This window comes from Streptomyces yamdrokensis (genome assembly GCF_053890455.1).
In genome coordinates this window covers 4,625,678-4,649,516 of record NZ_CM132679.1, presented here as the reverse complement: position 1 = coordinate 4,649,516, position 23,839 = coordinate 4,625,678, and the positions used below count along the sequence as shown (strand labels likewise).

The 23,839-nt window shown below is 67.1% G+C and carries 33 protein-coding genes; all 33 read right to left on the bottom strand.

What is annotated here, in order from left to right; all coding sequences use genetic code 11:
* Nucleotides 1-18 precede the first annotated feature (18 nt).
* The 33 genes from ACWZEH_RS20875 to ACWZEH_RS20715 all read right to left on the bottom strand — a co-directional run bounded on the left by ACWZEH_RS20875 (nt 19) and on the right by ACWZEH_RS20715 (nt 23,747).
* A complete protein-coding gene (locus tag ACWZEH_RS20875; RefSeq protein WP_042165128.1) occupies nt 19-1,041 on the bottom strand; it encodes a DNA-directed RNA polymerase subunit alpha in 1,023 nt (340 codons plus the stop codon).
* Nucleotides 1,042-1,223: 182 nt separating this feature from the next.
* Complete coding sequence (gene rpsK, locus ACWZEH_RS20870) at nt 1,224-1,628, bottom strand: 30S ribosomal protein S11 (RefSeq protein WP_003956432.1); 405 nt, start codon at nt 1,626-1,628, stop codon at nt 1,224-1,226.
* A gap of 65 nt (nt 1,629-1,693) precedes the next feature.
* Nucleotides 1,694-2,074: a 30S ribosomal protein S13 gene (gene rpsM / locus ACWZEH_RS20865; RefSeq protein WP_031041520.1), complete on the bottom strand. Its 381-nt coding sequence runs from the start codon at nt 2,072-2,074 to the stop codon at nt 1,694-1,696.
* A 207-nt stretch (nt 2,075-2,281) separates the two neighbouring features.
* Nucleotides 2,282-2,395, bottom strand: a complete 114-nt coding sequence (gene rpmJ / locus ACWZEH_RS20860) for a 50S ribosomal protein L36 (protein WP_003974245.1) — start codon at nt 2,393-2,395, stop codon at nt 2,282-2,284.
* 70 nt (nt 2,396-2,465) lie between these two features.
* Nucleotides 2,466-2,687 (bottom strand): translation initiation factor IF-1, encoded by a 222-nt coding sequence (gene infA, locus ACWZEH_RS20855; protein WP_003948620.1) that lies wholly within the window; start codon nt 2,685-2,687, stop codon nt 2,466-2,468.
* A 334-nt stretch (nt 2,688-3,021) separates the two neighbouring features.
* Complete coding sequence (gene map / locus ACWZEH_RS20850; RefSeq protein WP_456192635.1) at nt 3,022-3,858, bottom strand: type I methionyl aminopeptidase; 837 nt, start codon at nt 3,856-3,858, stop codon at nt 3,022-3,024.
* Between the two features lie 147 nt (nt 3,859-4,005).
* Nucleotides 4,006-4,659, bottom strand: coding sequence for an adenylate kinase (locus ACWZEH_RS20845; RefSeq protein ID WP_456192634.1), 654 nt, complete (start codon nt 4,657-4,659; stop codon nt 4,006-4,008).
* Entirely contained in the window at nt 4,659-5,972 is a 1,314-nt protein-coding gene (gene secY, locus ACWZEH_RS20840; RefSeq protein ID WP_042165119.1) for a preprotein translocase subunit SecY, read from the bottom strand. Before secY ends, ACWZEH_RS20845 begins: the two co-directional genes overlap by 1 nt.
* A 232-nt stretch (nt 5,973-6,204) precedes the next feature.
* Nucleotides 6,205-6,660 (bottom strand): 50S ribosomal protein L15, encoded by a 456-nt coding sequence (rplO, locus tag ACWZEH_RS20835; RefSeq protein ID WP_003974249.1) that lies wholly within the window; start codon nt 6,658-6,660, stop codon nt 6,205-6,207.
* A 2-nt stretch (nt 6,661-6,662) separates the two neighbouring features.
* Nucleotides 6,663-6,845, bottom strand: a complete 183-nt coding sequence (gene rpmD / locus ACWZEH_RS20830; RefSeq protein ID WP_042165115.1) for a 50S ribosomal protein L30 — start codon at nt 6,843-6,845, stop codon at nt 6,663-6,665.
* Between the two features lie 2 nt (nt 6,846-6,847).
* Complete coding sequence (gene rpsE / locus ACWZEH_RS20825) at nt 6,848-7,453, bottom strand: 30S ribosomal protein S5 (RefSeq protein WP_007494753.1); 606 nt, start codon at nt 7,451-7,453, stop codon at nt 6,848-6,850.
* A gap of 67 nt (nt 7,454-7,520) precedes the next feature.
* A complete protein-coding gene (rplR, locus tag ACWZEH_RS20820; protein ID WP_456192633.1) occupies nt 7,521-7,904 on the bottom strand; it encodes a 50S ribosomal protein L18 in 384 nt (127 codons plus the stop codon).
* A 3-nt stretch (nt 7,905-7,907) separates the two neighbouring features.
* Nucleotides 7,908-8,447: a 50S ribosomal protein L6 gene (gene rplF / locus ACWZEH_RS20815; protein ID WP_042165107.1), complete on the bottom strand. Its 540-nt coding sequence runs from the start codon at nt 8,445-8,447 to the stop codon at nt 7,908-7,910.
* 24 nt (nt 8,448-8,471) lie between these two features.
* Complete coding sequence (rpsH, locus tag ACWZEH_RS20810) at nt 8,472-8,870, bottom strand: 30S ribosomal protein S8 (RefSeq protein ID WP_013001411.1); 399 nt, start codon at nt 8,868-8,870, stop codon at nt 8,472-8,474.
* Nucleotides 8,871-9,106: 236 nt separating this feature from the next.
* The gene (locus ACWZEH_RS20805; protein ID WP_003948630.1) at nt 9,107-9,292 is read right to left on the bottom strand and encodes a type Z 30S ribosomal protein S14; all 186 of its coding nucleotides are present in this window, start codon (nt 9,290-9,292) and stop codon (nt 9,107-9,109) included.
* A 5-nt stretch (nt 9,293-9,297) separates the two neighbouring features.
* Nucleotides 9,298-9,855 carry a 50S ribosomal protein L5 gene (rplE, locus tag ACWZEH_RS20800; RefSeq protein ID WP_042165103.1) on the bottom strand — a complete coding sequence of 186 codons (558 nt, stop codon included), beginning with the start codon at nt 9,853-9,855 and terminating at the stop codon, nt 9,298-9,300.
* Entirely contained in the window at nt 9,855-10,178 is a 324-nt protein-coding gene (rplX, locus tag ACWZEH_RS20795; RefSeq protein ID WP_042165101.1) for a 50S ribosomal protein L24, read from the bottom strand. The genes rplE and rplX overlap by 1 nt, the downstream gene beginning before the upstream one ends.
* 2 nt (nt 10,179-10,180) lie before the next feature.
* A complete protein-coding gene (gene rplN / locus ACWZEH_RS20790; protein ID WP_003992364.1) occupies nt 10,181-10,549 on the bottom strand; it encodes a 50S ribosomal protein L14 in 369 nt (122 codons plus the stop codon).
* A 130-nt stretch (nt 10,550-10,679) separates the two neighbouring features.
* Complete coding sequence (gene rpsQ, locus ACWZEH_RS20785) at nt 10,680-10,961, bottom strand: 30S ribosomal protein S17 (RefSeq protein WP_042165099.1); 282 nt, start codon at nt 10,959-10,961, stop codon at nt 10,680-10,682.
* On the bottom strand, nt 10,961-11,185 hold the full coding sequence (gene rpmC / locus ACWZEH_RS20780) for a 50S ribosomal protein L29 (protein ID WP_042165097.1): 225 nt from the start codon (nt 11,183-11,185) through the stop codon (nt 10,961-10,963). The genes rpsQ and rpmC overlap by 1 nt, the downstream gene beginning before the upstream one ends.
* On the bottom strand, nt 11,185-11,604 hold the full coding sequence (gene rplP / locus ACWZEH_RS20775; protein ID WP_004927269.1) for a 50S ribosomal protein L16: 420 nt from the start codon (nt 11,602-11,604) through the stop codon (nt 11,185-11,187). The genes rpmC and rplP overlap by 1 nt, the downstream gene beginning before the upstream one ends.
* A 5-nt stretch (nt 11,605-11,609) precedes the next feature.
* A complete protein-coding gene (gene rpsC, locus ACWZEH_RS20770) occupies nt 11,610-12,440 on the bottom strand; it encodes a 30S ribosomal protein S3 (RefSeq protein WP_037747976.1) in 831 nt (276 codons plus the stop codon).
* Nucleotides 12,440-12,787 (bottom strand): 50S ribosomal protein L22, encoded by a 348-nt coding sequence (gene rplV / locus ACWZEH_RS20765; RefSeq protein ID WP_003974262.1) that lies wholly within the window; start codon nt 12,785-12,787, stop codon nt 12,440-12,442. The genes rpsC and rplV overlap by 1 nt, the downstream gene beginning before the upstream one ends.
* 42 nt (nt 12,788-12,829) lie before the next feature.
* Nucleotides 12,830-13,111 (bottom strand): 30S ribosomal protein S19, encoded by a 282-nt coding sequence (gene rpsS / locus ACWZEH_RS20760; protein ID WP_003948639.1) that lies wholly within the window; start codon nt 13,109-13,111, stop codon nt 12,830-12,832.
* 12 nt (nt 13,112-13,123) lie between these two features.
* Entirely contained in the window at nt 13,124-13,960 is an 837-nt protein-coding gene (gene rplB, locus ACWZEH_RS20755; protein WP_257851099.1) for a 50S ribosomal protein L2, read from the bottom strand.
* Between the two features lie 40 nt (nt 13,961-14,000).
* The gene (rplW, locus tag ACWZEH_RS20750) at nt 14,001-14,420 is read right to left on the bottom strand and encodes a 50S ribosomal protein L23 (protein ID WP_055570323.1); all 420 of its coding nucleotides are present in this window, start codon (nt 14,418-14,420) and stop codon (nt 14,001-14,003) included.
* Nucleotides 14,420-15,079, bottom strand: a complete 660-nt coding sequence (gene rplD, locus ACWZEH_RS20745; RefSeq protein ID WP_456192632.1) for a 50S ribosomal protein L4 — start codon at nt 15,077-15,079, stop codon at nt 14,420-14,422. The genes rplW and rplD overlap by 1 nt, the downstream gene beginning before the upstream one ends.
* 8 nt (nt 15,080-15,087) lie before the next feature.
* Nucleotides 15,088-15,732 carry a 50S ribosomal protein L3 gene (gene rplC, locus ACWZEH_RS20740; RefSeq protein ID WP_042165083.1) on the bottom strand — a complete coding sequence of 215 codons (645 nt, stop codon included), beginning with the start codon at nt 15,730-15,732 and terminating at the stop codon, nt 15,088-15,090.
* Nucleotides 15,733-15,750: 18 nt separating this feature from the next.
* Complete coding sequence (gene rpsJ / locus ACWZEH_RS20735; protein WP_003948644.1) at nt 15,751-16,059, bottom strand: 30S ribosomal protein S10; 309 nt, start codon at nt 16,057-16,059, stop codon at nt 15,751-15,753.
* A 527-nt stretch (nt 16,060-16,586) separates the two neighbouring features.
* Nucleotides 16,587-16,910: a hypothetical protein gene (locus tag ACWZEH_RS20730; protein WP_456192631.1), complete on the bottom strand. Its 324-nt coding sequence runs from the start codon at nt 16,908-16,910 to the stop codon at nt 16,587-16,589.
* Between the two features lie 491 nt (nt 16,911-17,401).
* Nucleotides 17,402-18,373, bottom strand: coding sequence for an SUKH-3 domain-containing protein (locus tag ACWZEH_RS20725; protein ID WP_456192630.1), 972 nt, complete (start codon nt 18,371-18,373; stop codon nt 17,402-17,404).
* Complete coding sequence (locus tag ACWZEH_RS20720; protein ID WP_456192629.1) at nt 18,374-22,999, bottom strand: DUF6531 domain-containing protein; 4,626 nt, start codon at nt 22,997-22,999, stop codon at nt 18,374-18,376.
* 100 nt (nt 23,000-23,099) lie between these two features.
* Nucleotides 23,100-23,747, bottom strand: a complete 648-nt coding sequence (locus tag ACWZEH_RS20715; RefSeq protein WP_456192628.1) for a hypothetical protein — start codon at nt 23,745-23,747, stop codon at nt 23,100-23,102.
* Nucleotides 23,748-23,839: the final 92 nt, after the last annotated feature.

Here is a 23,839-nt window from a genome sequence, read left to right as displayed (position 1 = left end):
ACCGTCGGTCCCGAGCTCTCAGTACTGCTCGGTCTCGACGAACCCGGCGTCCGCGTCGTCGTCCGCCCCGAAGGCGTCCGCGGCAGCGGTCGGGTCGAATCCGGGCGGGCTGTCCTTCAGAGCCAGGCTCATGCCGGCCAGCTTCGCCTTGACCTCGTCGATCGACTTCGCACCGAAGTTGCGGATGTCGAGGAGGTCGGCCTCGGAGCGGGCGACGAGCTCACCCACGGAGTGGATGCCCTCACGCTTGAGGCAGTTGTACGAGCGGACGGTGAGCTCGAGCTCCTCGATCGGCAGGGCCAGATCGGCGGCGAGAGCGGCGTCCGTCGGGGACGGGCCCATGTCGATGCCCTCGGCGTCGATGTTGAGCTCGCGGGCCAGACCGAACAGCTCGACCAGGGTCTTGCCGGCCGACGCCATGGCGTCACGCGGACGCATGGCCTGCTTGGTCTCGACGTCGACGATCAGCTTGTCGAAGTCGGTGCGCTGCTCGACACGGGTCGCCTCGACCTTGTACGTGACCTTCAGCACGGGGCTGTAGATGGAGTCGACCGGGATACGGCCGATCTCCTGGCCCACCTGCTTGTTCTGCACGGCGGAGACGTAGCCGCGGCCGCGCTCGACGGTCAGCTCCATCTCCAGCTTGCCCTTGCCGTTGAGCGTGGCGAGCACGAGGTCGGGGTTGTGCACCTCGACACCGGCCGGGGGCGCGATGTCGGCGGCGGTGACCTGACCCGGGCCCTGCTTGCGCAGGTACATCACCACGGGCTCGTCGTGCTCGGAGGAGACGACCAGCTGCTTGATGTTGAGGATCAGGTCGGTGACGTCCTCCTTGACGCCCGGCACGGTGGTGAACTCGTGCAGGACGCCGTCGATGCGGATGCTGGTGACAGCAGCGCCGGGGATCGACGACAGGAGGGTACGGCGGAGGGAGTTGCCGAGGGTGTAGCCGAAGCCCGGCTCCAGCGGCTCGATCACGAACCGGGACCGGAACTCGTCGACGACCTCTTCGGTCAACGAGGGACGCTGAGCGATCAGCATGTGTGGATCCTTCTCTCGTGGACGCCCGCTATTTGACGTCCGACGGAAACCGCACCCGGTGAGGAGTGCGGGCACTGCAAGGATACGGGCGGTACGGCCCGTATACGGAGCGTACCGCCCGAAAAATCACTGCCTGCGTGGCACCGGGTCGAGGACTCGGACGCGACGCCGTCGGCGCCGGATCAGACGCGGCGACGCTTCGGCGGGCGGCAGCCGTTGTGCGGGGTCGGGGTGACGTCCTGGATGGAGCCGACCTCGAGGCCGGTCGCCTGGAGCGAACGGATGGCGGTCTCGCGACCGGAACCCGGACCCTTGACGAACACGTCGACCTTGCGCATGCCGTGCTCCTGGGCGCGGCGGGCAGCCGACTCGGCGGCCATCTGCGCGGCGAACGGCGTGGACTTCCGGGAGCCCTTGAAGCCGACGTGGCCGGCGGAGGCCCAGGAGATCACGTTGCCGGACGGGTCCGTGATGGAGACGATCGTGTTGTTGAACGTGCTCTTGATGTGCGCGTGGCCGTGAGCGACGTTCTTCTTTTCCTTGCGGCGCACCTTCTTGGCAGCGCCCTGACGTCCCTTGGGGGGCATCTACTAACTCCTACGGGAGGTGGTCGGTCCTTCAGCGAAGACCGTGGACAGGTGTCCGCTGCGGACTACTTCTTGCCCGGCTTCTTCTTGCCGGCGATGGCGCGACGCGGGCCCTTGCGGGTACGCGCGTTGGTGCTGGTGCGCTGACCGCGGACGGGCAGACCGCGACGGTGACGCAGACCCTGGTAGGTACCGATCTCGACCTTGCGGCGGATGTCGGCCTGGATCTCGCGACGGAGGTCACCCTCGGTCTTGATGTTGTTGTCGACGAACTCACGGATCGCGACGAGCTGCTCCTCGGAGAGGTCGCGAACGCGGGTGTTCGGGTCGACGCCGACAGCGGCCAGCGTCTGCTGCGAGAGGGTTCGGCCGATGCCGAACACGTAGGTGAGGGCGATCTCCACGCGCTTTTCGCGCGGGATGTCAACACCGGAAACGCGTGCCATTCAATGGCTCCAGTTTGTTGTCGGAGGTCTTCCGCAGAACCGCCTCCCAGCCGCCGGCCTCGCCCGCTTCGGCGATTTGGTACGGACTGGGTCCCCAGCCTCCGAGCCGGGGGTGTCGAGCCGTGAGGCTCGGGTCCTGCGTATGAACGTGTGTTGCTCGCGTCGCGCGAAGTTCTGCGGAAAGTCGCAGAGGGTGGATCGTGCGGGTCAGCCCTGGCGCTGCTTGTGGCGCGGGTTGTCGCAGATAACCATGACCCGGCCGTGACGGCGGATCACCCTGCACTTGTCGCAGATCTTCTTGACGCTCGGCTTGACCTTCATGGGATGTGAAGTTCTCCGGGCTCAGTGCCCCCGCACCCGCATCGCGGGAAAAGGGGCAAGATCTACTTGCTCACTTGTACCGGTAGACGATCCGGCCACGCGTCAGGTCGTACGGAGAGAGCTCCACCACGACCCGGTCGTCAGGGAGGATACGGATGTAGTGCATACGCATCTTGCCGCTGATGTGCGCCAGGACCTGGTGGCCGTTCTGGAGCTCGACCTTGAACATGGCGTTCGGAAGAGACTCGACGACAGTGCCCTCGATCTCGATGGCACCTTGCTTCTTGGCCACGCTTCGCCCTTCGAATCGACTACCTTGATCGGCTCAGCCGCGCACCCCACACACGGAACCGCGTCCATGGACGCGGATGCAGGCATGCGGGTGCACGAGAGCCGACGAGTCAGTCTACGTCAGGGCTCCTGGAAAAACGAATCGGGAAAGTCTGCCCCACCCGCGAGATCCTTAACCCGTGATCTTGTGCAGGCGCCGTCCGTCGTGGACACGGTCCGGTCGACCCACGCCCCCACTCCGCCACGCCCCTCTCGCGGGCTCGGCGCCCGGCGCGCCTCACAGGCTTCGAGCGGCTGCGCCGGCCCCCGACCGGCGGACGCGGTGAAAACCCTCGTCAGACGAGCGGGTCCGGAGCCACCGCGACCCCGTACTCCGCGAGCTTCGCCTTCCCACCGTCCGGAGCCGTCAGCACCAGCGGACCCGCCTCCGTCAGCGCCACCGAGTGCTCCCAGTGCGAGGACCAGGTCCCGTCCGTCGTGATCACGGTCCAGTCGTCCTCCAGCACCCGCGTCTTCGCGGTGCCCAGCGCGACCATCGGCTCGATGGCGAGGCAGAAGCCCGGGACCAGCTTGGGCCCCTTGCCCCGGCGGCGGTCGACGTAGTTCAGCAGGTGCGGGTCCATGTGCATCTCGGTGCCGATGCCGTGGCCGCCGTAGTCCTCGATGATCCCGTAACGTCCGCCGCCCGGCTTCGGCTGCCGGCGGATGTAGGTCTCGATGGCGCGGGAGACGTCGACCAGCCGGTTGCCGAGCTTCATGGCCGCGATGCCGGCCCACATCGACTCCTCGGTCACCCGGGACAGCTCGACCAGCTCCGGCGCGTGCCCCGACCCGACGAAGGCCGTGTAGGCCGCGTCGCCGTGCCAGCCGTCGATGACGGCGCCGCAGTCGATGGAGATGATGTCGCCGTCCTTGAGGACGACGTCGTCGGAGGGGATGCCGTGGACGACGACCTCGTTGGCGGAGGTGCAGATCGTCGCGGGGAAGCCGCCGTAGCCCAGGAAGTTCGACTTCGCGTCGTGCTCCGCGAGCACCTTGCGGGCGACCTGGTCCAGGTCCTTCGTCGTGGCTCCGGGCACGGCCGCTTCGCGGGTGGCCGCGTGAATGGCAGCGACCACCAGCCCCGCCTCACGCATCTTGGCGATCTGCTCGGGGGTCTTGATCTGCACCATGAGGACGACGGCCTTTCTGGACCGGAAGGAGTACGGACACCGTCAACGATACGGGGGACGGCGTCCGCGCCCGCCCCCCGTGTTCACTCCCAGCCGCGCACACGTCGGCCGCGGCCCCCGCAGGGAACCGCGGCCGGACGGGCACGGCTACTTGTCGTGCTTGAGCGCCTCCAGCGCGCGCCCGGTGACCTCGTCGACCGGACCCGTCGCCTGGATCGTCACCACGAGGCCCTGGGCCTTGTAGTAGTCGATGATCGGCTCGGTCTGCGTGTGGTAGACCTCGAGCCGGGTGCGCACCGTCTCCTCGGAGTCGTCGTCGCGCTGGTAGAGCTCGCCGCCGCAGACGTCGCAGACGCCTTCCTGCTTCGGCTTGCTGTACGTCACGTGGAAGACGTGACTGGAGTCCTTGCGGCAGATCCGCCGCCCGGCGATCCGCTTGACCACCTCGGCCTCGGGGGCCTCCAGGTCCAGCACCGCGTCGAGTGTGATGCCCTCGGTCTCCAGCAGCTCGTCCAGGGACTCGGCCTGGGAGACGTTCCTCGGGAAGCCGTCCAGCAGGAAGCCGCCTTCGGCGTCCGGCTGCTCCATGCGGTCCTTCGCCATGGCGATGGTGACCTCGTCCGGCACCAGGTTGCCCGCGTCCATGTAGGACTTCGCGAGCTTGCCCAGCTCGGTCTGCTTGCTGATGTTGGCGCGGAACAGGTCGCCGGTGGAGATGTGGGGGATGCTCAGCTTCTCGGCTAGGCGGGTGGCCTGCGTGCCTTTCCCAGCACCGGGCGGCCCGACGAGGACGATTCGCATCAGCGGAGGAACCCTTCGTAATTGCGCTGCTGGAGCTGGCTCTCGATCTGCCTCACCGTCTCGAGACCGACACCCACGATGATGAGGATGCTGGTCCCGCCGAACGGGAAGTTCTGGTTTGCCCCGAAACCGGCCAACGCCATCGTCGGCACGAGAGAGATCAGCCCCAAGTACAGCGAACCCGGCCAGGTGATCCGGTTGAGTACGTAGCTCAGGTACTCAGCGGTCGGTCGGCCAGCCCGGATGCCCGGGATGAAACCACCATACTTCTTCATGTTGTCGGCGACTTCTTCGGGGTTGAAGGTAATCGCCACATAGAAGAACGCGAAGAACACGATCAAGAAGAAGTACAGAATGATGTGCATCGTGGCGCCGGTGTCGGCGAGGTTGTTCGTCACCCACGTCGCCCAGCCCGAGGTGGAGCTGGAGAACTGGACGATCAGCGCCGGGATGTAGAGCAGCGACGAGGCGAAGATGACGGGGATGACACCCGCCTGGTTCACCTTGAGCGGAATGTAGGTCGACGTACCGCCGTAGGAACGGCGGCCGATCATGCGCTTCGCGTACTGCACGGGAATCCGGCGCTGGGCCTGCTCGACGAAGACGACCAGGCCGACCATGACCAGACCGACGATCATGACCGTGCCGAACTCGATCCAGCCGTCCGCGAGGCTGCCCTGCTCCTTGATGGCCCACAGGGCGGAGGGGAAGGTGGCGGCGATCGAGATGAACATCAGCATCGACATGCCGTTGCCGATGCCGCGGTCGGTGATCAGCTCACCGAGCCACATGACGGCGGCCGTGCCGGCGGTCATGGTGATGACCATGGTGATGGTCACGAACATCGACTGGTCGGGGACGATCTCGCTCGCCACCGGGCAGCCCTGGAAGAGCGCGCCGCTGCGGGCGGTGGCCACCAGACCGGTGCCCTGCAGGATGGCCAGCGCCACCGTCAGGTAACGGGTGTACTGCGTGATCTTGGCGGTACCGGCCTGGCCCTCCTTCTTCAGGGCCTCCAGGCGCGGGATCACCACGGTCAGCAACTGCAGAATGATGCTCGCCGTGATGTACGGCATGATTCCCAGCGCGAAGACCGTGATCTGCAGCAGCGCACCGCCGCTGAACATGTTGACCAGCCCGAACAGGCCCTGGTTCGCCTGGGCCGCATCGATACAGGTCTGCACGTTCCGGTAATCGACACCGGGAACCGGCACGTTGGTACCGATCCGGTACACCACGATGATGCCGAGAGTGAACAGCAGCTTCTTGCGCAGGTCGGGCGTCTTGAACGCCCGGGCGAACGCGGTGAGCACGGTGCCTCCTGCGACCCCCGCGCAACCGCGTCAAGGGTGGTGGTCTTGAGGTTCGACGAATAGGTAACGGACAGCTTTCACCCGAAGTGCCCGCGTGGGGCGCCCGGGGAAAGTGGGCAGTGCAGGCCACCTTACCGGCGGACCACCGCCCTAGGAACGACCAACCGGGGATACCCCATATGTGGGGTATCCCCGGTCGGGATCGCTCAAGTCATCGGCACGCCTGAGTGGTTCAGACGAGCTCGGTGACGGTACCGCCGGCGGCGGTGATCTTCTCCTTGGCGGAGCCGGAGACGGCGTCGACCGTCACCTGCAGCGCCACGGAGATCTCGCCCTGGCCGAGGACCTTGACGAGGCTGTTCTTGCGAACGGCCCCCTTGGCCACCAGACCCTCGACGGTGACCTCGCCACCCTCGGGGTAGAGCGCGGCCAGCTTGTCGAGGTTCACGACCTGGAACTCGGTCTTGAACGGGTTCTTGAAGCCCTTCAGCTTCGGGAGACGCATGTGGAGGGGCATCTGGCCACCCTCGAAGCGCTCCGGAACCTGGTAACGGGCCTTGGTGCCCTTCGTACCACGACCGGCCGTCTTACCCTTGGACGCCTCGCCACGACCCACACGGGTCTTGGCGGTCTTGGCGCCCGGGGCGGGACGGAGGTTGTGGATCTTGAGCGGGTTGTTCTCCGCCATGATCAGTCGACCTCCTCGACCGTCACGAGGTGGCGGACGGTGTGCACCATGCCGCGGAACTCGGGACGATCCTCCTTGACGACCACGTCGTTGAGCCTCTTCAGGCCCAGCGAACGCAGGGTGTCACGGTGGTTCTGCTTGCTACCGATGTAGGACTTGACCTGCGTAATCCTGAGCTGCGCCATGATTACGCACCCGCCCCGGCACGTGCACGGAGAAGAGCCGCGGGGGCGACGTCCTCGAGCGGCAGACCGCGGCGGGCCGCGACCTCCTCGGGACGCTGCAGGCCCTTGAGGGCCGCCACGGTCGCGTGCACGATGTTGATCGCGTTGTCGGAGCCGAGCGACTTCGACAGGATGTCGTGGATACCGGCGCACTCGAGCACGGCGCGCACCGGACCACCGGCGATAACACCGGTACCGGGGGACGCGGGCTTGAGCAGGACGACGCCGGCAGCCTTCTCACCCTGGATCGGGTGCGGGATGGTGCCCTGGATGCGGGGGACCTTGAAGAAGTGCTTCTTGGCCTCCTCAACGCCCTTGGCGATGGCGGCCGGCACCTCCTTGGCCTTGCCGTATCCGACACCCACGGTGCCGTCACCGTCGCCCACCACGACCAGCGCGGTGAAGCTGAAGCGACGACCACCCTTCACAACCTTGGCGACACGGTTGATCGCGACGACGCGCTCAACGTATGCGGTCTTCTCGGCGGCAGCTGCGCCGCCGTCACGGCCCTTCCGGTCCCGCCGCTCGCCGCCACCGGCACCGCCACCGCGGCGCTGGGGTCCAGCCATTGGAATTACCTCTCTCTGTTTCCGCTAGCTACGCGGCAGCGACAAGTCGCTGCCGCGACGGGCGGCTCTAGAACTTGAGCCCGGCTTCGCGAGCGGCGTCCGCCAGGGCGGCGATGCGCCCCGCGTACCGGTTACCACCGCGGTCGAATACGACAGCCTCGATACCGGCGGCCTTGGCGCGCTCCGCGACCAGGGCGCCGACCTGCTTGGCCTGCGAGGACTTGTCGCCCTCGCCACCGCGGATCGATGCGTCCAGCGTGGACGCCGAGGCCAGGGTGTGACCCAACAGGTCGTCGATCACCTGCGCCACGATGTGGCGGTTGGAACGGGTCACGACCAGGCGAGGACGCTCGGCGGTACCAGAGACATTCTTGCGGATCCGGATGTGACGACGCTTGATAGCAGCACGCTTGTAGGCGTCGCCCTTGAGGATCTTCTGCCCGTATGCCATGGCTTACTTACCCGCCTTTCCGACCTTGCGCCGGATGACTTCGCCCTCGTACTTGACGCCCTTGGCCTTGTACGGGTCGGGCTTGCGCAGCTTGCGGATGTTCGCCGCAACCTCGCCGACCTTCTGCTTGTCAATGCCCTCGACCGAGAAACGGGTCGGGGACTCCACCTTGAAGGTGATGCCCTCGGGGGCCTCGACCAGAATCGAGTGGCTGTAACCGAGAGAGAACTCCAGGTTCGAACCCTTGGCGAGCACGCGGTAACCGACACCGCTGATCTCGAGCTTCTTCACGTAACCCTGGGTCACGCCGGTGATCATGTTCGCCACCAGCGTGCGGGACAGGCCGTGGAGGGCCTTGTTCTGACGCTCGTCGTTGGGGCGGGTGACGCTCAGCACGCCGTCCTCGCCCTTGGCGATCTCGATCGGCGCCACGACGGTGTGGGTCAGCGTGCCCTTGGGGCCCTTGACCGCGACCGTGCGGCCGTCGATGGTGACGTCCACGCCGGCGGGAACCGCGATGGGGAGCTTGCCGATGCGCGACATAGCTGTTTCCTCCGTTCCCTTCTGCTACCAGACGTAGGCGAGGACTTCCCCACCCACGCCCTTCTTGCCGGCCTGCTTGTCGGTGAGGAGCCCGTGCGACGTGGAGATGATCGCCACGCCGAGGCCGCCCAGCACCTTCGGCAGGGAGGTGGACTTCGCGTACACCCGGAGACCGGGCTTGGAGATCCGCTTGATGCCCGCGATGGAGCGCTCACGGTTGGGGCCGAACTTCAGCTCCAGGACGAGGTTCTTGCCGACCTCGGCGTCCTCGACCTTCCAGCCCGTGATGAAGCCCTCCTGCTGGAGGATCTCCGCGATGTGGGACTTGATCTTGGATGCCGGCATCGTCACGGAGTCGTGGTACGCCGAGTTCGCGTTCCGCAGACGAGTCAGCATGTCTGCGATCGGATCAGTCATGGTCATGAATTGGCCTTCGGCCTCTCTCGCCGTGGTTTCCTGGTGCGCCATCCCTCTCCCCGATCCGAGACGGGACGGGTGCGGCGCGGTGGACCTACGGCGTAGTAAGCAAACATTAGCGGGCGAACCCGCGTGCGTCCGGGCACGGCAGGTGCCCAACCCCACAAGCCTAAGCCATGCGGAGCGGGCCTCCTGCCGTTCCCCTTGCTTACCGAGAGCCCTGGGAGTCCGGAACTACCGGATTACCAGGAACTCTTGGTCACGCCCGGCAGCTCGCCACGGTGAGCCATCTCACGAAGGCACACGCGGCACAGGCCGAACTTGCGGTACACGGAGTGCGGGCGACCGCAGCGCTGGCAACGGGTGTAGCCGCGCACTCCGAACTTGGGCTTGCGAGCAGCCTTCGCGATAAGAGCCTTCTTCGCCATCTCGCTCACGCCTCCTTGAACGGGAAGCCGAGGTGACGGAGAAGGGCACGGCCCTCTTCGTCGTTGGTCGCCGTGGTGACCACGGTGATGTCCATACCCCGGACACGGTCGATCTTGTCCTGATCGATCTCGTGGAACATGACCTGCTCCGTGAGACCGAAGGTGTAGTTGCCACGGCCGTCGAACTGCTTGGGGGACAGACCACGGAAGTCGCGGATGCGCGGCAGCGCGAGCGACAGGGTGCGGTCCAGGAACTCCCACATGCGGTCGCCACGGAGGGTGACGTGGGCACCGATCGGCTGGCCCTCACGCAGCTTGAACTGCGCGATGGACTTGCGGGCCTTGGTGACGGCCGGCTTCTGACCGGTGATCGTGGTGAGGTCGCGCACGGCGCCGTCCATCAACTTGGAGTCGCGGGCGGCGTCGCCCACACCCATGTTGACCACGATCTTGACGAGGCCGGGAACCTGCATGACGTTCTCGTAGGAGAACTGCTCACGCAGCTTGCCCGCGATCTCCTCGCGGTACTTCGTCTTCAGACGCGGAGTGGTGGTGGTCGTCATCAGATGTCCTCACCCGTCCGCTTGGCAACGCGGATCTTGTTGCCTTCGTCGTCGAAGCGGTAGCCGACGCGGGTGACGACCTTCTGGCCGTCCTTCTCCACGACGAGCTGAACATTGCTCACGTGGACCGGGGCTTCGGTGGTCACGATCCCGCCGGCCTGCGAACCGCGGGCGGTCGGAGCGGCCTTGGTGTGCTTCTTGACCCGGTTGACGCCCTCGACCAGGACGCGGTCCTCGCGCGGGTAAGCGGCAATGACCTTGCCCTGCTTGCCCTTGTCCTTGCCGGTGACGACCTGGACCAGGTCACCCTTCTTGATCTTCATGCTCACAGCACCTCCGGCGCGAGGGAGATGATCTTCATGAACTTCTTCTCGCGCAGCTCTCGGCCGACCGGGCCGAAGATACGGGTGCCACGAGGGTCGCCGTCGTTCTTCAGAATGACGGCGGCGTTCTCGTCGAAGCGGATGTACGAGCCGTCCGGACGGCGGCGCTCCTTGACGGTGCGAACGATGACCGCCTTGATGACGTCACCCTTCTTCACGTTGCCACCGGGGATCGCGTCCTTGACGGTGGCGACGATGACGTCACCGATGCCCGCGTAGCGGCGACCGGAGCCACCGAGCACACGGATGCAAAGGATTTCCTTCGCCCCCGTGTTGTCGGCGACGCGCAGTCGCGACTCCTGCTGGATCACGTCTATCTCCTGATTGTCTGCCGGTTCCCCGGGGGCCGGTCACCTGGACCGGGCCCCGGAGCCTGGCGGAACTGTCCTGCGAGGGGTGCCTCGCAGGAACGTACTTTTGGAATTCCCTTGCGGGAATTACCTACTTGGCCTTCTCGAGGACCTCGACGATGCGCCAGTGCTTGGTCGCGGACATCGGCCGGGTCTCCATCAGGAGGACGCGGTCGCCGACGCCGGCCGAGTTCTGCTCGTCGTGGGCCTTGAGCTTGCTCGTGCTGCGGATGACCTTGCCGTACAGCGCGTGCTTCTTGCGGTCCTCGACGGCGACGACGACGGTCTTGTCCATCTTGTCGCTGACGACGATGCCCTCGCGGGTCTTGCGGAAGCCCCGCTGGTCGTTCTCAGTCACGTTGTTCTCGCTCATCAGGCGCTCTCCACCGTTTCGATGCCCAGCTCACGCTCGCGCATCAGGGTGTAGATCCGCGCGATGTCCTTACGGACCGCCTTGAGACGGCCGTGGTTCTCGAGCTGTCCGGTCGCCGCCTGGAAGCGGAGGTTGAACAGCTCTTCCTTGGACTCGCGGAGCTTCGCCAGAAGCTCCTCGTTGTCCAGTTCGCGCAGCTCGGACGCCTTGGTACCGGCCGACATCACGCTTCACCTGCCTCGCGCTTGACGATCCGGCACTTCATCGGCAGCTTGTGGGCCGCACGGGTCAGCGCCTCACGGGCGATCTTCTCGTTGGGGTAGGACAGCTCGAACATGACCCGGCCCGGGTGCACGTTCGCGATCCACCACTCCGGAGAACCCTTACCGGAACCCATGCGGGTCTCGGCAGGCTTCTTCGTCAGCGGGCGGTCCGGGTAGATGTTGATCCAGACCTTGCCGCCACGCTTGATGTGGCGGGTCATCGCGATACGGGCCGCCTCGATCTGGCGGTTGGTCACGTACGCCGGCGTGAGGGCCTGGATGCCGTACTCGCCGAACGCGACCGTCGTACCGCCCTTGGCCTGACCACGGCGCTTCGGGTGGTGCTGCTTGCGGTGCTTGACCCTACGGGGGATCAGCATGTCGGTCAGGCCTCCGTTCCGGTGCTCTCAGCCGGAGCGGCGGCGGGAGCCTCGGCCTTGGGGGCCTCGGCAGCCGGAGCCTGCTGCGGCTTGCGACCGCGCCCGCCACGCTCGCCACCGCGGCCACCACGGCCGGCCGGGCGGTCGGCACCGCCACGGGCCGGACGGTTGCCGGCGCGGGCGGCGGCGTTCTCGGCGCGGACCTCGGCGATGTTCTTGACGTCGCCCTTGTAGATCCAGACCTTCACACCGATGCGGCCGAAGGTCGTCTTGGCCTCGAAGAAGCCGTAGTCCACGTTCGCGCGGAGCGTGTGCAGGGGCACACGGCCCTCGCGGTAGAACTCCGAGCGGGACATCTCGGCGCCGCCGAGACGGCCACCGCACTGGATCTTGATGCCCTTGGCGCCCGCCTTCATCGCCGACTGCATGCTCTTGCGCATGGCACGGCGGAAGGAGACACGGGAGGAGAGCTGCTCGGCGACGGCCTGGGCCACGAGCTGAGCGTCCGTCTCGGGGTTCTTGACCTCGAGGATGTTCAGCTGGACCTGCTTGCCCGTGAGCTTCTCGAGGTCGCCGCGGATGCGGTCGGCCTCGGCGCCGCGGCGGCCGATGACGATGCCCGGACGCGCGGTGTGGATGTCCACACGCACACGGTCACGGGTGCGCTCGATCTCCACCTTCGAGATGCCGGCGCGCTCCATGCCGGACGTCATCATCCGACGGATGGCGACGTCTTCCTTGACGTAGTCCTTGTACAGCTTGTCGGCGTACCAACGCGACTTGAAGTCGGTGGTGATGCCGAGCCGGAACCCATGCGGGTTTACCTTCTGGCCCATTACCGGGTTCCTTCCTTGCTGCTGACGACCACGGTGATGTGGCTGGTCCGCTTGCGGATCCGGTAGGCGCGGCCCTGGGCGCGCGGCCGGAACCGCTTCAGGGTCGGACCCTCGTCGACGTACGCCTCGGAGATGAAGAGGCTGTCGGCGTCGGTGTGGTCGTAGTTGTGCGCGGCGTTGGCAATGGCGCTGTCCAGCACCTTGCCGACCGGCACGCTCGCGGCCTGCGGGGCGAAACGCAGGACCGCCTGAGCCTCCGTGGCGTCCATGCCACGGATGAGGTCCACCACGCGGCGGGCCTTCATGGGCGTGACGCGGATGTACCGCGCCTGGGCCCTGGCTTCCATGGTTGTCCTTCCAGTGTCTGTCATGGTCATTCCACCCCGCCTTTAGCGGCGCTTCGACTTCCGGTCGTCCTTGACGTGACCCCGGAAGGTGCGCGTCGGCGAGAACTCGCCGAGCTTGTGGCCGACCATCGACTCGGTGACGAACACCGGAATGTGGGTCTTGCCGTTGTGCACCGCGATCGTGTGGCCGAGCATGGCCGGGACGATCATCGAGCGACGGGACCAGGTCTTGATGACGTTCTTGGTGCCAGCTTCGTTCTGGACGTCCACCTTCTTGATCAGGTGGTCGTCGACGAAGGGCCCCTTCTTGAGACTCCGCGGCATCTAAACCCGCTCCTAGCGCTTCTTGTTCGTCTTGCGGCGGCGGACGATGTACTTGTTCGACGCCTTCTTGGGCGAACGAGTACGGCCTTCCTTCTGACCCCACGGGGACACCGGGTGGCGACCACCGGAGGTACGGCCCTCACCACCACCGTGCGGGTGGTCCACCGGGTTCATGACCACACCACGCACGGTCGGGCGGACGCCCAGCCAGCGCTTGCGCCCGGCCTTGCCCCAGTTGATGTTGCTCTGCTCGGCGTTGCCGACCTCGCCGACGGTGGCGCGGCAGCGGACGTCGACCAGGCGGATCTCACCGGAGGGCATGCGGAGGTGGGCCATGGAGCCCTCCTTCGCGAGCAGCTGCACCGAGGCGCCGGCGGAGCGGGCGAACTTGGCGCCGCCGCCGGGACGCAGCTCGATGGCGTGCAGCGTGGTACCGACCGGGATGTTGCGCAGGGCGAGGTTGTTGCCCGGCTTGATGTCGGCCCCGGGACCGTTCTCCACGCGGTCGCCCTGCTGCAGGTTGCGCGGGGCGAGGATGTAGCGCTTCTCGCCGTCCGCGTAGTGCAGCAGCGCGATGCGCGCGGTGCGGTTGGGGTCGTACTCGATGTGCGCGACCTTCGCCGGCACGCCGTCCTTGTCGTGACGACGGAAGTCGATCACGCGGTAGGCGCGCTTGTGTCCGCCACCCTGGTGGCGAACGGTCACACGACCTGAGTTGTTACGGCCGCCCTTGCTGTGCAGGGGACGGACCAGCGACTTCTCCGGCGTGGACCGCGTGACCTCGACGAAGTCGGCGACGCTGGAGCCACGACGGCCCGGCGTAGTCGGCTTGTACTTGCGGATTCCCATTTCTCAGTCCTCGTCCGATTCCGGACGATCCGGACCTCCGTCAGGAGGTCGGACCGCCGAAGATGTCGATACGGTCGCCCTCGGCAAGGGTCACGATCGCGCGCTTGGTGCCCGCGCGCTGGCCGAAGCCGGTGCGGGTGCGCTTGCGCTTGCCCTGGCGGTTGATCGTGTTGACCCCGGTGACCTTGACCGAGAAGACCGCCTGCACGGCCTCCTTGATCTCCGTCTTGTTGGAGCCCGGAGCGACGATGAACGTGTACTTGTTCTCGTCGATGAGCGCGTAGCTCTTCTCCGACACGACCGGCTTGATCAGGACGTCACGGGGGTCCGTGTACGCCTTGCTCGCCGGGGTGACGACGGTGTTCTTGCCCTCGGTGGCGTGGCGGCGTGCCTTGGCGACGCGCGCGGCCTTGGCCTTCTTCGCCGCCTTGGAGGCGATGGAGGGGTGACGGACTGCCATCAGACCTCGCTCCCTTCGTTGTCGTTGGCCTTGTTCGGGCCGGCGACGAAGGACTCGAAAGCGGCCTTGGTGAAGACCACGTCGTCCGAGACGAGAACGTCGTACGTGTTCAGCTGGCCCGGCTCCAGGATGTGGACCTGGGGCAGGTTGCGGGCGGAGAGCCACGCGGCCTCGTCGGCGCGGTCGATGACCAGGAGCAGGTTCTTGCGCTCCGAGATCTTGCCGAACAGCGTCCGAGCGGCCTTCGTGGAGGGGTTCTCGCCCTCGATCACGCCGGTGATGACGTGAATGCGGTCGTGGCGGGCCCGGTCGGTGAGGGCGTGGCGCAGGGCCGCGGCCTTCATCTTCTTCGGGGTCCGCTGCGAGTAGTCGCGCGGCTGCGGGCCGTGGACGACGCCACCGCCGGCGAACTGCGGCGCACGGGTCGAGCCCTGACGGGCGCGGCCGGTGCCCTTCTGGCGGTACGGCTTCCTGCCGCCACCACGGACTTCACCGCGGCGCTTGGTCTTGTGCGTGCCCTGGCGGGCAGCGGCGTTCTGCGCGACGACGACCTGGTGGATCAGCGGGATGCTGATCTTCTCCACGCCGAAGATCTCCGCGGGGAGCTCGACGCTTCCGGTCTTCTCGCCTGCAGGCGAAAGGATGTCAACAGTGCTCATCGGTTACCTCAGGCCCCCTTGGCCGCGGTGCGGACCAGGACGAGGCCGCCGTTCGGACCGGGAACCGCGCCCTTGATGAGCAGCAGACCCTTCTCCGCGTCAACGGCGTGGACGGTCAGGTTCTGGGTGGTGACCCGCTCGTTGCCCATGCGGCCGGCCATGCGGAGGCCCTTGAACACGCGGCCCGGGGTGGCGCAGCCACCGATGGAACCGGGAGAGCGGTGCTTGCGCTGGGTGCCGTGTCCGGCGCCGAGGCCCTTGAAGTTGTGACGCTTCATGACACCGGCGAAGCCCTTGCCCTTGCTCTTGCCGGTCACGTCGACCTTGATGCCGGCCTCGAAGACCTCGGCGGTGACTTCCTGACCGAGCGTGTACTCGGCGGCGTCGGCCGTGCGGATCTCGACGAGGTGGCGGCGGGGGGTGACGTCGGCCTTGGCGAAGTGACCCTTGAGGGGCTTGTTCACCTTGCGCGGGTCGATCTCGCCGAAGGCGATCTGGACGGACTCGTAACCGTCGACATCGTTCGTGCGGACCTGGGTGACGACATTGGGCCCGGCCTTGACGACGGTGACGGGGACGACGCGGTTGTTCGCGTCCCACACCTGCGTCATGCCGAGCTTCTCGCCCAGGATGCCCTTGATCTGCTTCGTCATCTCTTCAGATCACCGGCCTCAGAGCTTGATCTCGATGTCGACACCGGCCGGGAGGTCGAGTCGCATCAGAGAGTCAACGGTCTTGGGGGTCGGGTCGAGGATGTCGATCAGACGCTTGTGCGTGCGCATCTCGAAGTGCTCGCGCGAGTCCTTGTACTTGTGCGGCGACTTGATGACGCAGTACACGTTCTTCTCAGTGGGCAGCGGCACCGGGCCCGCGACCGACGCACCAGTGCGAGTCACCGTCTCGACGATCTTCTTCGCCGAAGAGTCGATGACCTCGTGGTCGTAGGCCTTGAGCCGGATGCGGATCTTCTGTCCCGCCATGGCTGCTTCGTAGTCCTGTCTCTAGTAACGCTCCGGAACCCGGTGGTGTCCTGCTCTGTCACTCCACCCCTCCTCCGACCCACGCGGTCGGGCGTGTCGCGCTCCCGCTGACATGAATGTCCCTTGTCGGAACTTCCCTGCGTGGGAGTGCGGACCCTTCCGGAACCGCGGGCGGGGGCGAGAGGCCCACCGGGTGCCTGGCCGGCACCCCGCTGACGCTTCCCGGAAGATTCCCGTACGTCCGCCCCTACATCTCTCGATGTATCGCGTGGGGCGACGAGTACTGTGGGACTCGCTTCCGGTCCCCCCGGCGGGAGGCGCGCAGCATCGGCACTCGACCGAGCAACCCCGCTAGTCTGCCATACGGGACGCGGGACTGGCCAATCGAGCGGGAGAGAATACCCCGGGGGTGACGGGGATCAAACCCGGCGGTGCCCCCCGGCGGCGTGCGCGCTTCCGCTCGGCCCTGGCGTCACTGGTTCGCCGAGGTGCCGCACCTGCCAGGAGGTTTCCTCAGTCCGAGGCGCTCACTCGGTGAGCGTCCAAACATGCGAACTCTTCGGAGGGGCCGGCCGCGTTTCCCACTGCGAGAGGTCCTCGGTGGATCCACTGTGCGGGACTCTTCCGTCCTTGGGCAGGAAGCAAATCCCGTAGGCCCAGTAGTCCGGCTCTTCATGGCACATGAGATCCGGATAGGGGAAGATATCGACCCTTTCGTGCGTCGCATTGATGCGCGCCACGGCCTCGGCCCGGAACATACCGAAACGACCGACCAACTCGTCGGCGATTTCTCGAGAATACTGAAGCATTCCCTCGTTGAGCGCCGTAAGAAACTCTTCCGTCCTCGTCATGGACCCAGTCTCCGCAGAAGGCCGGTCCCTCACCGGTCTCCCATCTCCGTGGTGATCGACGAACCGGTCCCGCCATGCGCCGGCACGGCACTCCGTCAGCGAGTTCCGAGCAGTCGCTCCAACGCCTGACCGTACGCACGGAAGTCGGCCCTCCCCTGTTCCGGCGCATCCGAGTCGACGCGGAGGACACCCGGGCGGTGAGAGACCCGCCACATGCGGAAGACCAGGCCGGGAGCGCTCCTGCCGACCCGGTCCGCCGGGCTGGAAGCGAGACCCAGCGCCTCGACGATCCGCGCCGCGGCCGGCCTCCGTGCCTGCCGCGAGGGCCACGGTGACGAGGGCTTGGAGAAAGAAGGTGAGTTGCAGGTCCGCCGCCATACGGCACATGCGCCGCAGGGACCTCGTGGACGAAGGAGGCCGCTCCATTCTACGTGGAAGCCCTTCTGGTACGCCCCGGTGGAAACCCTGCGCGGCCAGCCCATCAGAGCGGGTCAGGAAGCCGCCGGCTGGATCCTCCTGGTGAGTCTTTGCATGGCTTCGTCAGGTGTGGGAGCCAGCAGCCAGACGCTGTCCATACCGGCGTAGACCGCGCCGTCCTCGGCCATGGCCAGGTGCTGGTTACCGCGGTCGCGCATACCAATGGGGTAGAGGTCGACGCCCGCTTGCTCGGCGAGATCGTCGATTATCTCCGCATCCCAGAATGCCAGCAGCGGGTCCAGCGAGAACTCCATCCACGGCATCGAGTCCCACGGGCCACGGTAAGGCACTCCCACAGCGCCGAACTCCGTCAGGAAGCGCCGTGCCGCATCGTGGATCTCGAACTCACCGGTCTGCAGAAGGATGCTCTCCCAGGTTTCCGTGGGAACTGACCGGCCCGGGTACCAGCCTCCCGCCCGCAGCACCTGGTCCGTCTCCGCGGACCAGCGGTCCCCGGTGTCCGTGCCGGTCTCCACTGCGTCGAGCCGCCGCCAGAAAGCGTGCTCCGTTGCCGGTGCGTCGGGTGTCCAGAGGGCGGACCGGGTTTCCTGCATCTCCACCAAGCGGTCCAATGCCTGGCCGGTGGTCGTGGCCAGTAGTTCCGCACGGTCCCTCAAGAGGTGGAGCGCTCCGTCCTCACTGATACCCAGCAAGCTGGTGCCCTCGTCCGCCGTGCCCACGGGGTACAGGGGCGCCCCCGCTTCCCGGCTCGCCCTCGCGAACCGCTCGTCCTGCCATTCGGCCCTGAGGGGGTCGAAGCGAACGGCCGACGAGGTGGTGATCGAATCGGCGGGCCAGCCGTACGTCACCAGACCACCGAATTCGGAGAGGAAGCGACGCGCGGCCTCATGGGCCACGAAAGACCCGCGCTCACGCAGAATCGACTCCCACGTGTCCGTCGGCACCGAACGGCCGGGCTGCCAACCCGCGCGCCTCAACACTTCTTCGGTCCTCAGAGACCAACCACGTGCCTGGTCATCACTCACTCACAACACCGCCCGAACACCTAGTTGTTCAAGAACATGGCTACAGGACGGGCAAGCCGGCTTGGGCTTGCCGTGGGCTGGGTTGCCCACCGCGCGTACTTCCACAGCCGCCATTACCCCACCTCGAGGTTCGACCCCCGCCTTTATCGCTTCCGACAGCGCCTCGGCCTCGCCGCACTTTGAGTGTGCCCCGCCGACCTCTGCCTTGATGTGGTCCGGAACCCGATCATAGGCAGCCTGCACATCAGGGTGGAGCTGGTGGCTGCCCCCACCCTTGATGCTGGCGCCCTCGAAGGGCATGTTGTGCCCCGGAACCGACAGCCCGGCCGCACTCGTCGGCCTGGTCTTCTTGCTCGCTCCTGGGCGCTGCTGTTCTACGTCGGCTCGCCGCCCCGCGGCATTGCGGGCCGCCTCTTCGCAGGAAGGTGCCAGCCCGAAGGGATCAACGGCCGTGAAGGGATTGCCCACGTACGTGCGCGGGTTCGGTCCCGGGGAGAGGCCCAGCGGGTCCAGGGACGCGTACCGGCCTGTCTCCGGGTCGTAGTGGCGCTGGTAGTTGTAGTGGAGCGCGGTCTCGGGATCGTGGTACTGCCCCGGGAAGCGCAGCGGACAGTACGCGTCGTCCGGACCGAGGGCGTGGAGCGGCGCCCCCCACACCGTGGAGCGTGCCTGCCATACCACTTCCCCCGGCTCCGCGACCATCTCGGAGGGCGTGCCGACCAGGTCCGTGACGATGGAATAGAACCTGTCATCGATCCACTCCTGGGACAGGTCCAGCGACGGCACCCGCTCGATCTGCGTGACAGGACTGAAGCGATCCCGCTCCCAGTCCCACACGATGCACTTGGGCGCTCCACCGACCTCCCTGGTGACCTGCTCCGCCAGGACGAAGTCGTCCCAGACGAACGTGGTCTCCTCCACCACGGTCACTCCGTCAGGACCGAGTCTTCGTTTGGCGATGCGACGACCGTACGGGTCGTACGTGTAGGTCCAGGCGGTGCCGTCCGGGGTGGTCACCCCGACCAGGCGATCCTGACTGTCCCATGCGTAGCGCCACACGTCGGGTTTGCGGGACAACCGCTTCTTTCGCCTGACCACGACACGGCCCTGGTCGTCGTATTCGTAGCGGATGTCCCCGGCCCGGCGGACCGGCCCGTGCTCGGGATCCGGTGTGGGCCGGGCGGGCATCGAGAGCTGCCACTCGCCCTCGGCGAGGTTGCCCGCCGTGTCGTAGGCGTACTGCTCCGACCAGCTCGCCGCACGCACGCCGGCGACCCGCCCCTGACCGTCGACGTCGACAACGCGTTCGCCCTGGAGGAGATCACTGATCGCGGCTACCGTGCCATCGGGCCTGTAATGGTAGGCACGGTGCTGGAGGCGTCGCGGTTCGTCCGCCGGGGCAGGGCCGAGATTCGGACCGGTCGCGGTCAGGGTCTGAGAACTCAGCCTGCCGACCGCATCCCAAGTCTGACTCAAGGAGACGCCACCCACGCGTCGTTCGGTCTCGCGTCCTGCCTGATCGTAGGTGAACGTGACGGTTCTGCCGGCTGTCCGCAGCAGTACCGGGAGGTCCCGCCCGTCGTACTCCCACACGCTTTTCGCGTTCGACGGGGTCACGCGGCTCACGCGCCTGCCCAGTACGTCGTAGGCCGAGCGCACTGTGGCTCCGTTGCAGGTCTCCGCGAGGATCCGACCGCGGGCGTCGCGCTCGTACGACAGCTCCGCCCCCGGGCCGACCGCGCGGCGGACCCGGCCGACGGGGTCGTACTCGTAGCGCGTAACGCCTTCCCGTGCCCGCTGCTCCGTGACCTTGCCGAAGTCGTCGCGGACGTAAGCGATGGACTCGCCCGCGCCGTTGGTCTGCCCGACAAGACGACCGACCGCGTCGAAGCGGTAGTGCTGGACGCGTCCGCCGAAGTCCCGTTCCCGGATCAGGCGCCCGGTCTCGTCATAGAAGTACTCCCACACCAAGCCCTGCTGGTTGGTCACCGAGGTGACGCGCAACTCGCCGTCGTAGGCGAACCTCACTTGCGAGCCATCGGGGTCCGTACGTGCCAGGAGCAGATCGAAGCCGCCGTACTCGAAGCGAGTCGTCCGGCCCTGCCCGTCCGTGTACTCGGTGAGATTGCCCTCGCCGTCGTACAGGCGTCGTTCCGTGGTGCCGTCCGGCAGGTCGAGCCCGAGCTGCCGGCCTTCCGGACTCCATCGCAGCCGGGTGACGGAGCCGTCGGGGCCCATCTGCGCGACGACCCTGCCGAACGCGTCGCGGGCGTACCGGGTGACCCCGCCCTCGGCATCGGTGGCTGAGAGGGGCAGGCCCGCTGCGTCGGTCTCCAGTACGGCGGTACGGCCCAGCGCGTCGGTGACGGTGGTGAGCGCGCCTTCGTCCCGGTACCGGTAGTCGACACGGGCCCCCGTGGGATCCGTCTCAGCGATCAGATTGCCGCGGCTGTCGTACTCCATGCGCCAGACGTGGCCATCGGCCTGTACGACCTCAACGGGCTGTCCCCACGCGTTGTTCTCGGCTGTCTCCCGGCTGCCGTCGGGCCGTATGACGGCAGCCGGGGCGCCCAACGCGTCGTATGCGTAGCAAGTTGTCCGGCCGCGTGCGTCCGTCCGGGCAAGCAGCCGATCGTAACGGTCCCACTCGGAACGGGTGGTGTGGCCGAGCGGGTCGGTCACAGCGACGAGTTGGTACAGGTCGTTCCAGCGGTACGTCGTGGTGTTGCCGAGTGCGTCGGTGTAGCGGGTCTCCCTGCCGTCGGTGTCATAGGCGATGGCGCACCGCAGGAGGCCGTCGGTGCCCTCGCCGCCGACGCAACGGTCCTGGTCGTCGTAGGTGAAGCGATACCAGTAGCCGTTGCGGTCGGTCCAGGAGGTGATGCGCGCGCGGCCGTCATACGTGAGCTTCAGCGGCAGACCACTGGAGTCGCGAATCTCGATGAGGTCGCCGGCAGAGCTGTAGTCGAAGCGTCTGAGCAGCGTGCTCTGAGGACCGGCCTGTGGGTCGCGCAGCCTCAGAGCGGTGACACGCCCGTTCTCGGTGTCCACGTGGATGTGCCGGCCGCCGGAGTCGCGCACGGCGACCGGTGTGCCGTCGGCGCAGCGGTCGATGTCGATCCGGTAGCCATTGCGGTCGGTCAGTGACACGAGCAGAAGGGTGAATGCCTCATCGACTGAGGCATTCTGCTGCGAAGCCTCGAAGTGGCGGGTGACGCCGGTGAGCGGATCGGTGATGCTCAGCGGCGCGCTGGGGCCGCCGTCCCAGCGCAGCGGCCGACGCGGTCCCTCCAGCGGCATCACCGAGGCACCGGGCTCGGGCACCGGGTAGAGGAGGACCATGCCGTCCTCGGTGGCGTAGGCGGCGCCCAGGTCGTCCAGCTCAAGACGTTCATCGAGTGTGGAGGCCCAGGACACGCCGAAGGACCGGCCAACCCGATAGGTTGACAGGTGAGTACGCTGCAGAACGAGGGGAAGCAACCCGGGCAGTTCGACATCGGTCTCGGTCATGTACATCTCGCCAGAGACCATGTCGATCGGATCGCCGTTCAGGCAGCGTCCCTTTCCGGGCTTGGCGCTGGCCACTGCGTCGTCGGCCCCTTTGCGCAGACCGTTCTGCCCAAGGCCCTTCGCCATGGCCTTGAGGCCACCCTTGCCTGCGGCCTTGAGGCCTTTGGCGAGTCCGCCGAGGCTGGTCAGGCCCTTCATGCCGGGTATGCAGTCCAGCGCGGCCAGCCCGACGTCCCACAGCGACGCCTGCCCCTTGCTGTATTTGTAGAGGGTGTCGGCGAGGACGACGAGGGCGGCGATCAGGACGATCGCGCCCAGGACGGGGCCGCCGATGATCAGGGCGACGATGCCGACGACCGCGACGACGACCTTGCAGACGGTGACGATGGTGTCCCAGTTGTCGGTGAACCAGTCACCGACCTCCTCCCACGCCGACCGGTTCTGGATGCCGGCGTCGGAGGCCTCGTCGATCTTCGACTTCGCGTCGCGGGCGGCCTCCTCGCGCATCCTCCGCGCGTCCTCGGCCATCTTCTTCGCCGCGGCCAGCGCGTCCTGTGCGTCCGAGACGTCAGAGCGGGCGGAGGTCTCGGCGGACCTGGCGTTGCGCACGTCACGGGTCGCCGCCCGCACCCTGGCCTCGTCCGGCCCGTCCGCGTCCGACTTCGAACCGGTCGGATCGTCCTTGTACTTGTCGGCCTCCTTGGAGGCCCGGCCCACCCACGACTCCGCCGACGAGAGGCGGGACTGGGCCGAGGACAGATCGGCGCGCGCCTCGCGGGCCCTGGCCAGCGCCTTGTCCGCGAGCGCCTGGGCCCGCTCCAGCTTCGGCCAGTAGGCGGCGAGGGCGTCGCCGCACATCCCGTAGGACTTCTCCAGCTTTTTGAGGTTCTTCGGGACGCCGGAGAACTCCTCCTTGAACACGACCGCCGACTTGCCCGCCCACTGCTCCAGCGTGCCCTCGCCCGCCATGCCCTTCACCAGGCGCAGCGCCTCGGACACGTCGTCGGCGAAGTCGTGCAGGAACCCCGCCAGCCTGCGCACCCGCTCCGGATCACCCGGGGTGGGATCCCCCTCCAGGTCCAGGACATGCCAGTCACCCGGCCTGTGACCCACCATCCCGCAACCCCCGTCACCCGCACATCACCAACAACCGTATGCACACGCGAACTTACAAGGAACGACAGTTCGAGGGAAAGGTCAGGCCGGAGCGCGTGGCTCAGTCGGTGAAGCGGAACGTCGACGTGATCGCGTCGAAGATGTCGAAGAAGGAGTCCGCGAGGTCGAGGACCTGGCTGCTGCCGGCCACCAGGGCCACCTTGCCCTCCTGGCCCGGGACCGGGATGAAGGTCTGGGTGAGCACCGCGCGGATGGTGCGGTGGAGCTCGTCGCCGGGGACGGGGATGTCCTCGATGCCGTACGTCCGGGCCGCCGGGCCCACGCCCGGTATGTCGACCGTCGCCACCTTGCGCCAGGAGTCGCCCGGCTTCTTGGCCTCCTTGACGGCGAGTTGGGCGGCGATGGCGGCCGGGTCGGTGGGGAGCGGGTCGCCCCCGCCCGTACGGCCGCCGACCAGGGACACCGTCACCGAGCCGGTGATCGGGGTGTCCCCGCCGAAGTTCTCCGCCATGCAACCGCAGTACAGCGCACCCGACTTCCAGGCGTCCGCGGCGGCCTTCCGCAGGAACGTGGTGTACGTGTCCCGGTGCGGTTCCAACTCCGGGTGCCGGCGCAGGCGTTCGGTCACCATCCGGTGGATCGAGTCGTCCCGGGACTCGGGCCGGACGTCGAACTCCCACCAGGACTCCGGCACCTTGATCCGGAAACCGCCGCGCTCGACGGTCAGCGCCTCCATGTAGCGGGCCATGACGCCGCACTCCCCCGTTCACGGTTCGATTGTCTGCGCCGACATCGTCCCATTGTTCGATGCGGCTCCGTGGCGGGGAGGGTTCGGTCCTC

Bases quoted from the DNA above. Each gene is read 5' to 3' on its own strand.
- ACWZEH_RS20875 (WP_042165128.1), bottom strand. From the start codon at position 1,041: ATGCTGATCGCTCAGCGTCCCTCGTTGACCGAAGAGGTCGTCGACGAG.
- rpsK (WP_003956432.1), bottom strand. From the start codon at position 1,628: ATGCCCCCCAAGGGACGTCAGGGCGCTGCCAAGAAGGTGCGCCGCAAG.
- rpsM (WP_031041520.1), bottom strand. From the start codon at position 2,074: ATGGCACGCGTTTCCGGTGTTGACATCCCGCGCGAAAAGCGCGTGGAG.
- rpmJ (WP_003974245.1), bottom strand. From the start codon at position 2,395: ATGAAGGTCAAGCCGAGCGTCAAGAAGATCTGCGACAAGTGCAGGGTG.
- map (WP_456192635.1), bottom strand. From the start codon at position 3,858: ATGGTGCAGATCAAGACCCCCGAGCAGATCGCCAAGATGCGTGAGGCG.
- ACWZEH_RS20845 (WP_456192634.1), bottom strand. From the start codon at position 4,659: ATGCGAATCGTCCTCGTCGGGCCGCCCGGTGCTGGGAAAGGCACGCAG.
- rplO (WP_003974249.1), bottom strand. From the start codon at position 6,660: ATGGCGGAGAACAACCCGCTCAAGATCCACAACCTCCGTCCCGCCCCG.
- rpmD (WP_042165115.1), bottom strand. From the start codon at position 6,845: ATGGCGCAGCTCAGGATTACGCAGGTCAAGTCCTACATCGGTAGCAAG.
- rpsE (WP_007494753.1), bottom strand. From the start codon at position 7,453: ATGGCTGGACCCCAGCGCCGCGGTGGCGGTGCCGGTGGCGGCGAGCGG.
- rplR (WP_456192633.1), bottom strand. From the start codon at position 7,904: ATGGCATACGGGCAGAAGATCCTCAAGGGCGACGCCTACAAGCGTGCT.
- rplF (WP_042165107.1), bottom strand. From the start codon at position 8,447: ATGTCGCGCATCGGCAAGCTCCCCATCGCGGTTCCCGCCGGCGTGGAC.
- rpsH (WP_013001411.1), bottom strand. From the start codon at position 8,870: ATGACCATGACTGATCCGATCGCAGACATGCTGACTCGTCTGCGGAAC.
- ACWZEH_RS20805 (WP_003948630.1), bottom strand. From the start codon at position 9,292: ATGGCGAAGAAGGCTCTTATCGCGAAGGCTGCTCGCAAGCCCAAGTTC.
- rplE (WP_042165103.1), bottom strand. From the start codon at position 9,855: ATGACGACCACCACCACTCCGCGTCTGAAGACGAAGTACCGCGAGGAG.
- rplX (WP_042165101.1), bottom strand. From the start codon at position 10,178: ATGAAGATCAAGAAGGGTGACCTGGTCCAGGTCGTCACCGGCAAGGAC.
- rpsQ (WP_042165099.1), bottom strand. From the start codon at position 10,961: ATGAGCGAGAACAACGTGACTGAGAACGACCAGCGGGGCTTCCGCAAG.
- rpmC (WP_042165097.1), bottom strand. From the start codon at position 11,185: ATGTCGGCCGGTACCAAGGCGTCCGAGCTGCGCGAACTGGACAACGAG.
- rplP (WP_004927269.1), bottom strand. From the start codon at position 11,604: ATGCTGATCCCCCGTAGGGTCAAGCACCGCAAGCAGCACCACCCGAAG.
- rpsC (WP_037747976.1), bottom strand. From the start codon at position 12,440: ATGGGCCAGAAGGTAAACCCGCATGGGTTCCGGCTCGGCATCACCACC.
- rplV (WP_003974262.1), bottom strand. From the start codon at position 12,787: ATGGAAGCCAGGGCCCAGGCGCGGTACATCCGCGTCACGCCCATGAAG.
- rpsS (WP_003948639.1), bottom strand. From the start codon at position 13,111: ATGCCGCGGAGTCTCAAGAAGGGGCCCTTCGTCGACGACCACCTGATC.
- rplB (WP_257851099.1), bottom strand. From the start codon at position 13,960: ATGGGAATCCGCAAGTACAAGCCGACTACGCCGGGCCGTCGTGGCTCC.
- rplW (WP_055570323.1), bottom strand. From the start codon at position 14,420: ATGGCAGTCCGTCACCCCTCCATCGCCTCCAAGGCGGCGAAGAAGGCC.
- rplD (WP_456192632.1), bottom strand. From the start codon at position 15,079: ATGAGCACTGTTGACATCCTTTCGCCTGCAGGCGAGAAGACCGGAAGC.
- rplC (WP_042165083.1), bottom strand. From the start codon at position 15,732: ATGACGAAGCAGATCAAGGGCATCCTGGGCGAGAAGCTCGGCATGACG.
- rpsJ (WP_003948644.1), bottom strand. From the start codon at position 16,059: ATGGCGGGACAGAAGATCCGCATCCGGCTCAAGGCCTACGACCACGAG.
- ACWZEH_RS20730 (WP_456192631.1), bottom strand. From the start codon at position 16,910: ATGACGAGGACGGAAGAGTTTCTTACGGCGCTCAACGAGGGAATGCTT.
- ACWZEH_RS20720 (WP_456192629.1), bottom strand. From the start codon at position 22,999: ATGGTGGGTCACAGGCCGGGTGACTGGCATGTCCTGGACCTGGAGGGG.
- ACWZEH_RS20715 (WP_456192628.1), bottom strand. From the start codon at position 23,747: ATGGCCCGCTACATGGAGGCGCTGACCGTCGAGCGCGGCGGTTTCCGG.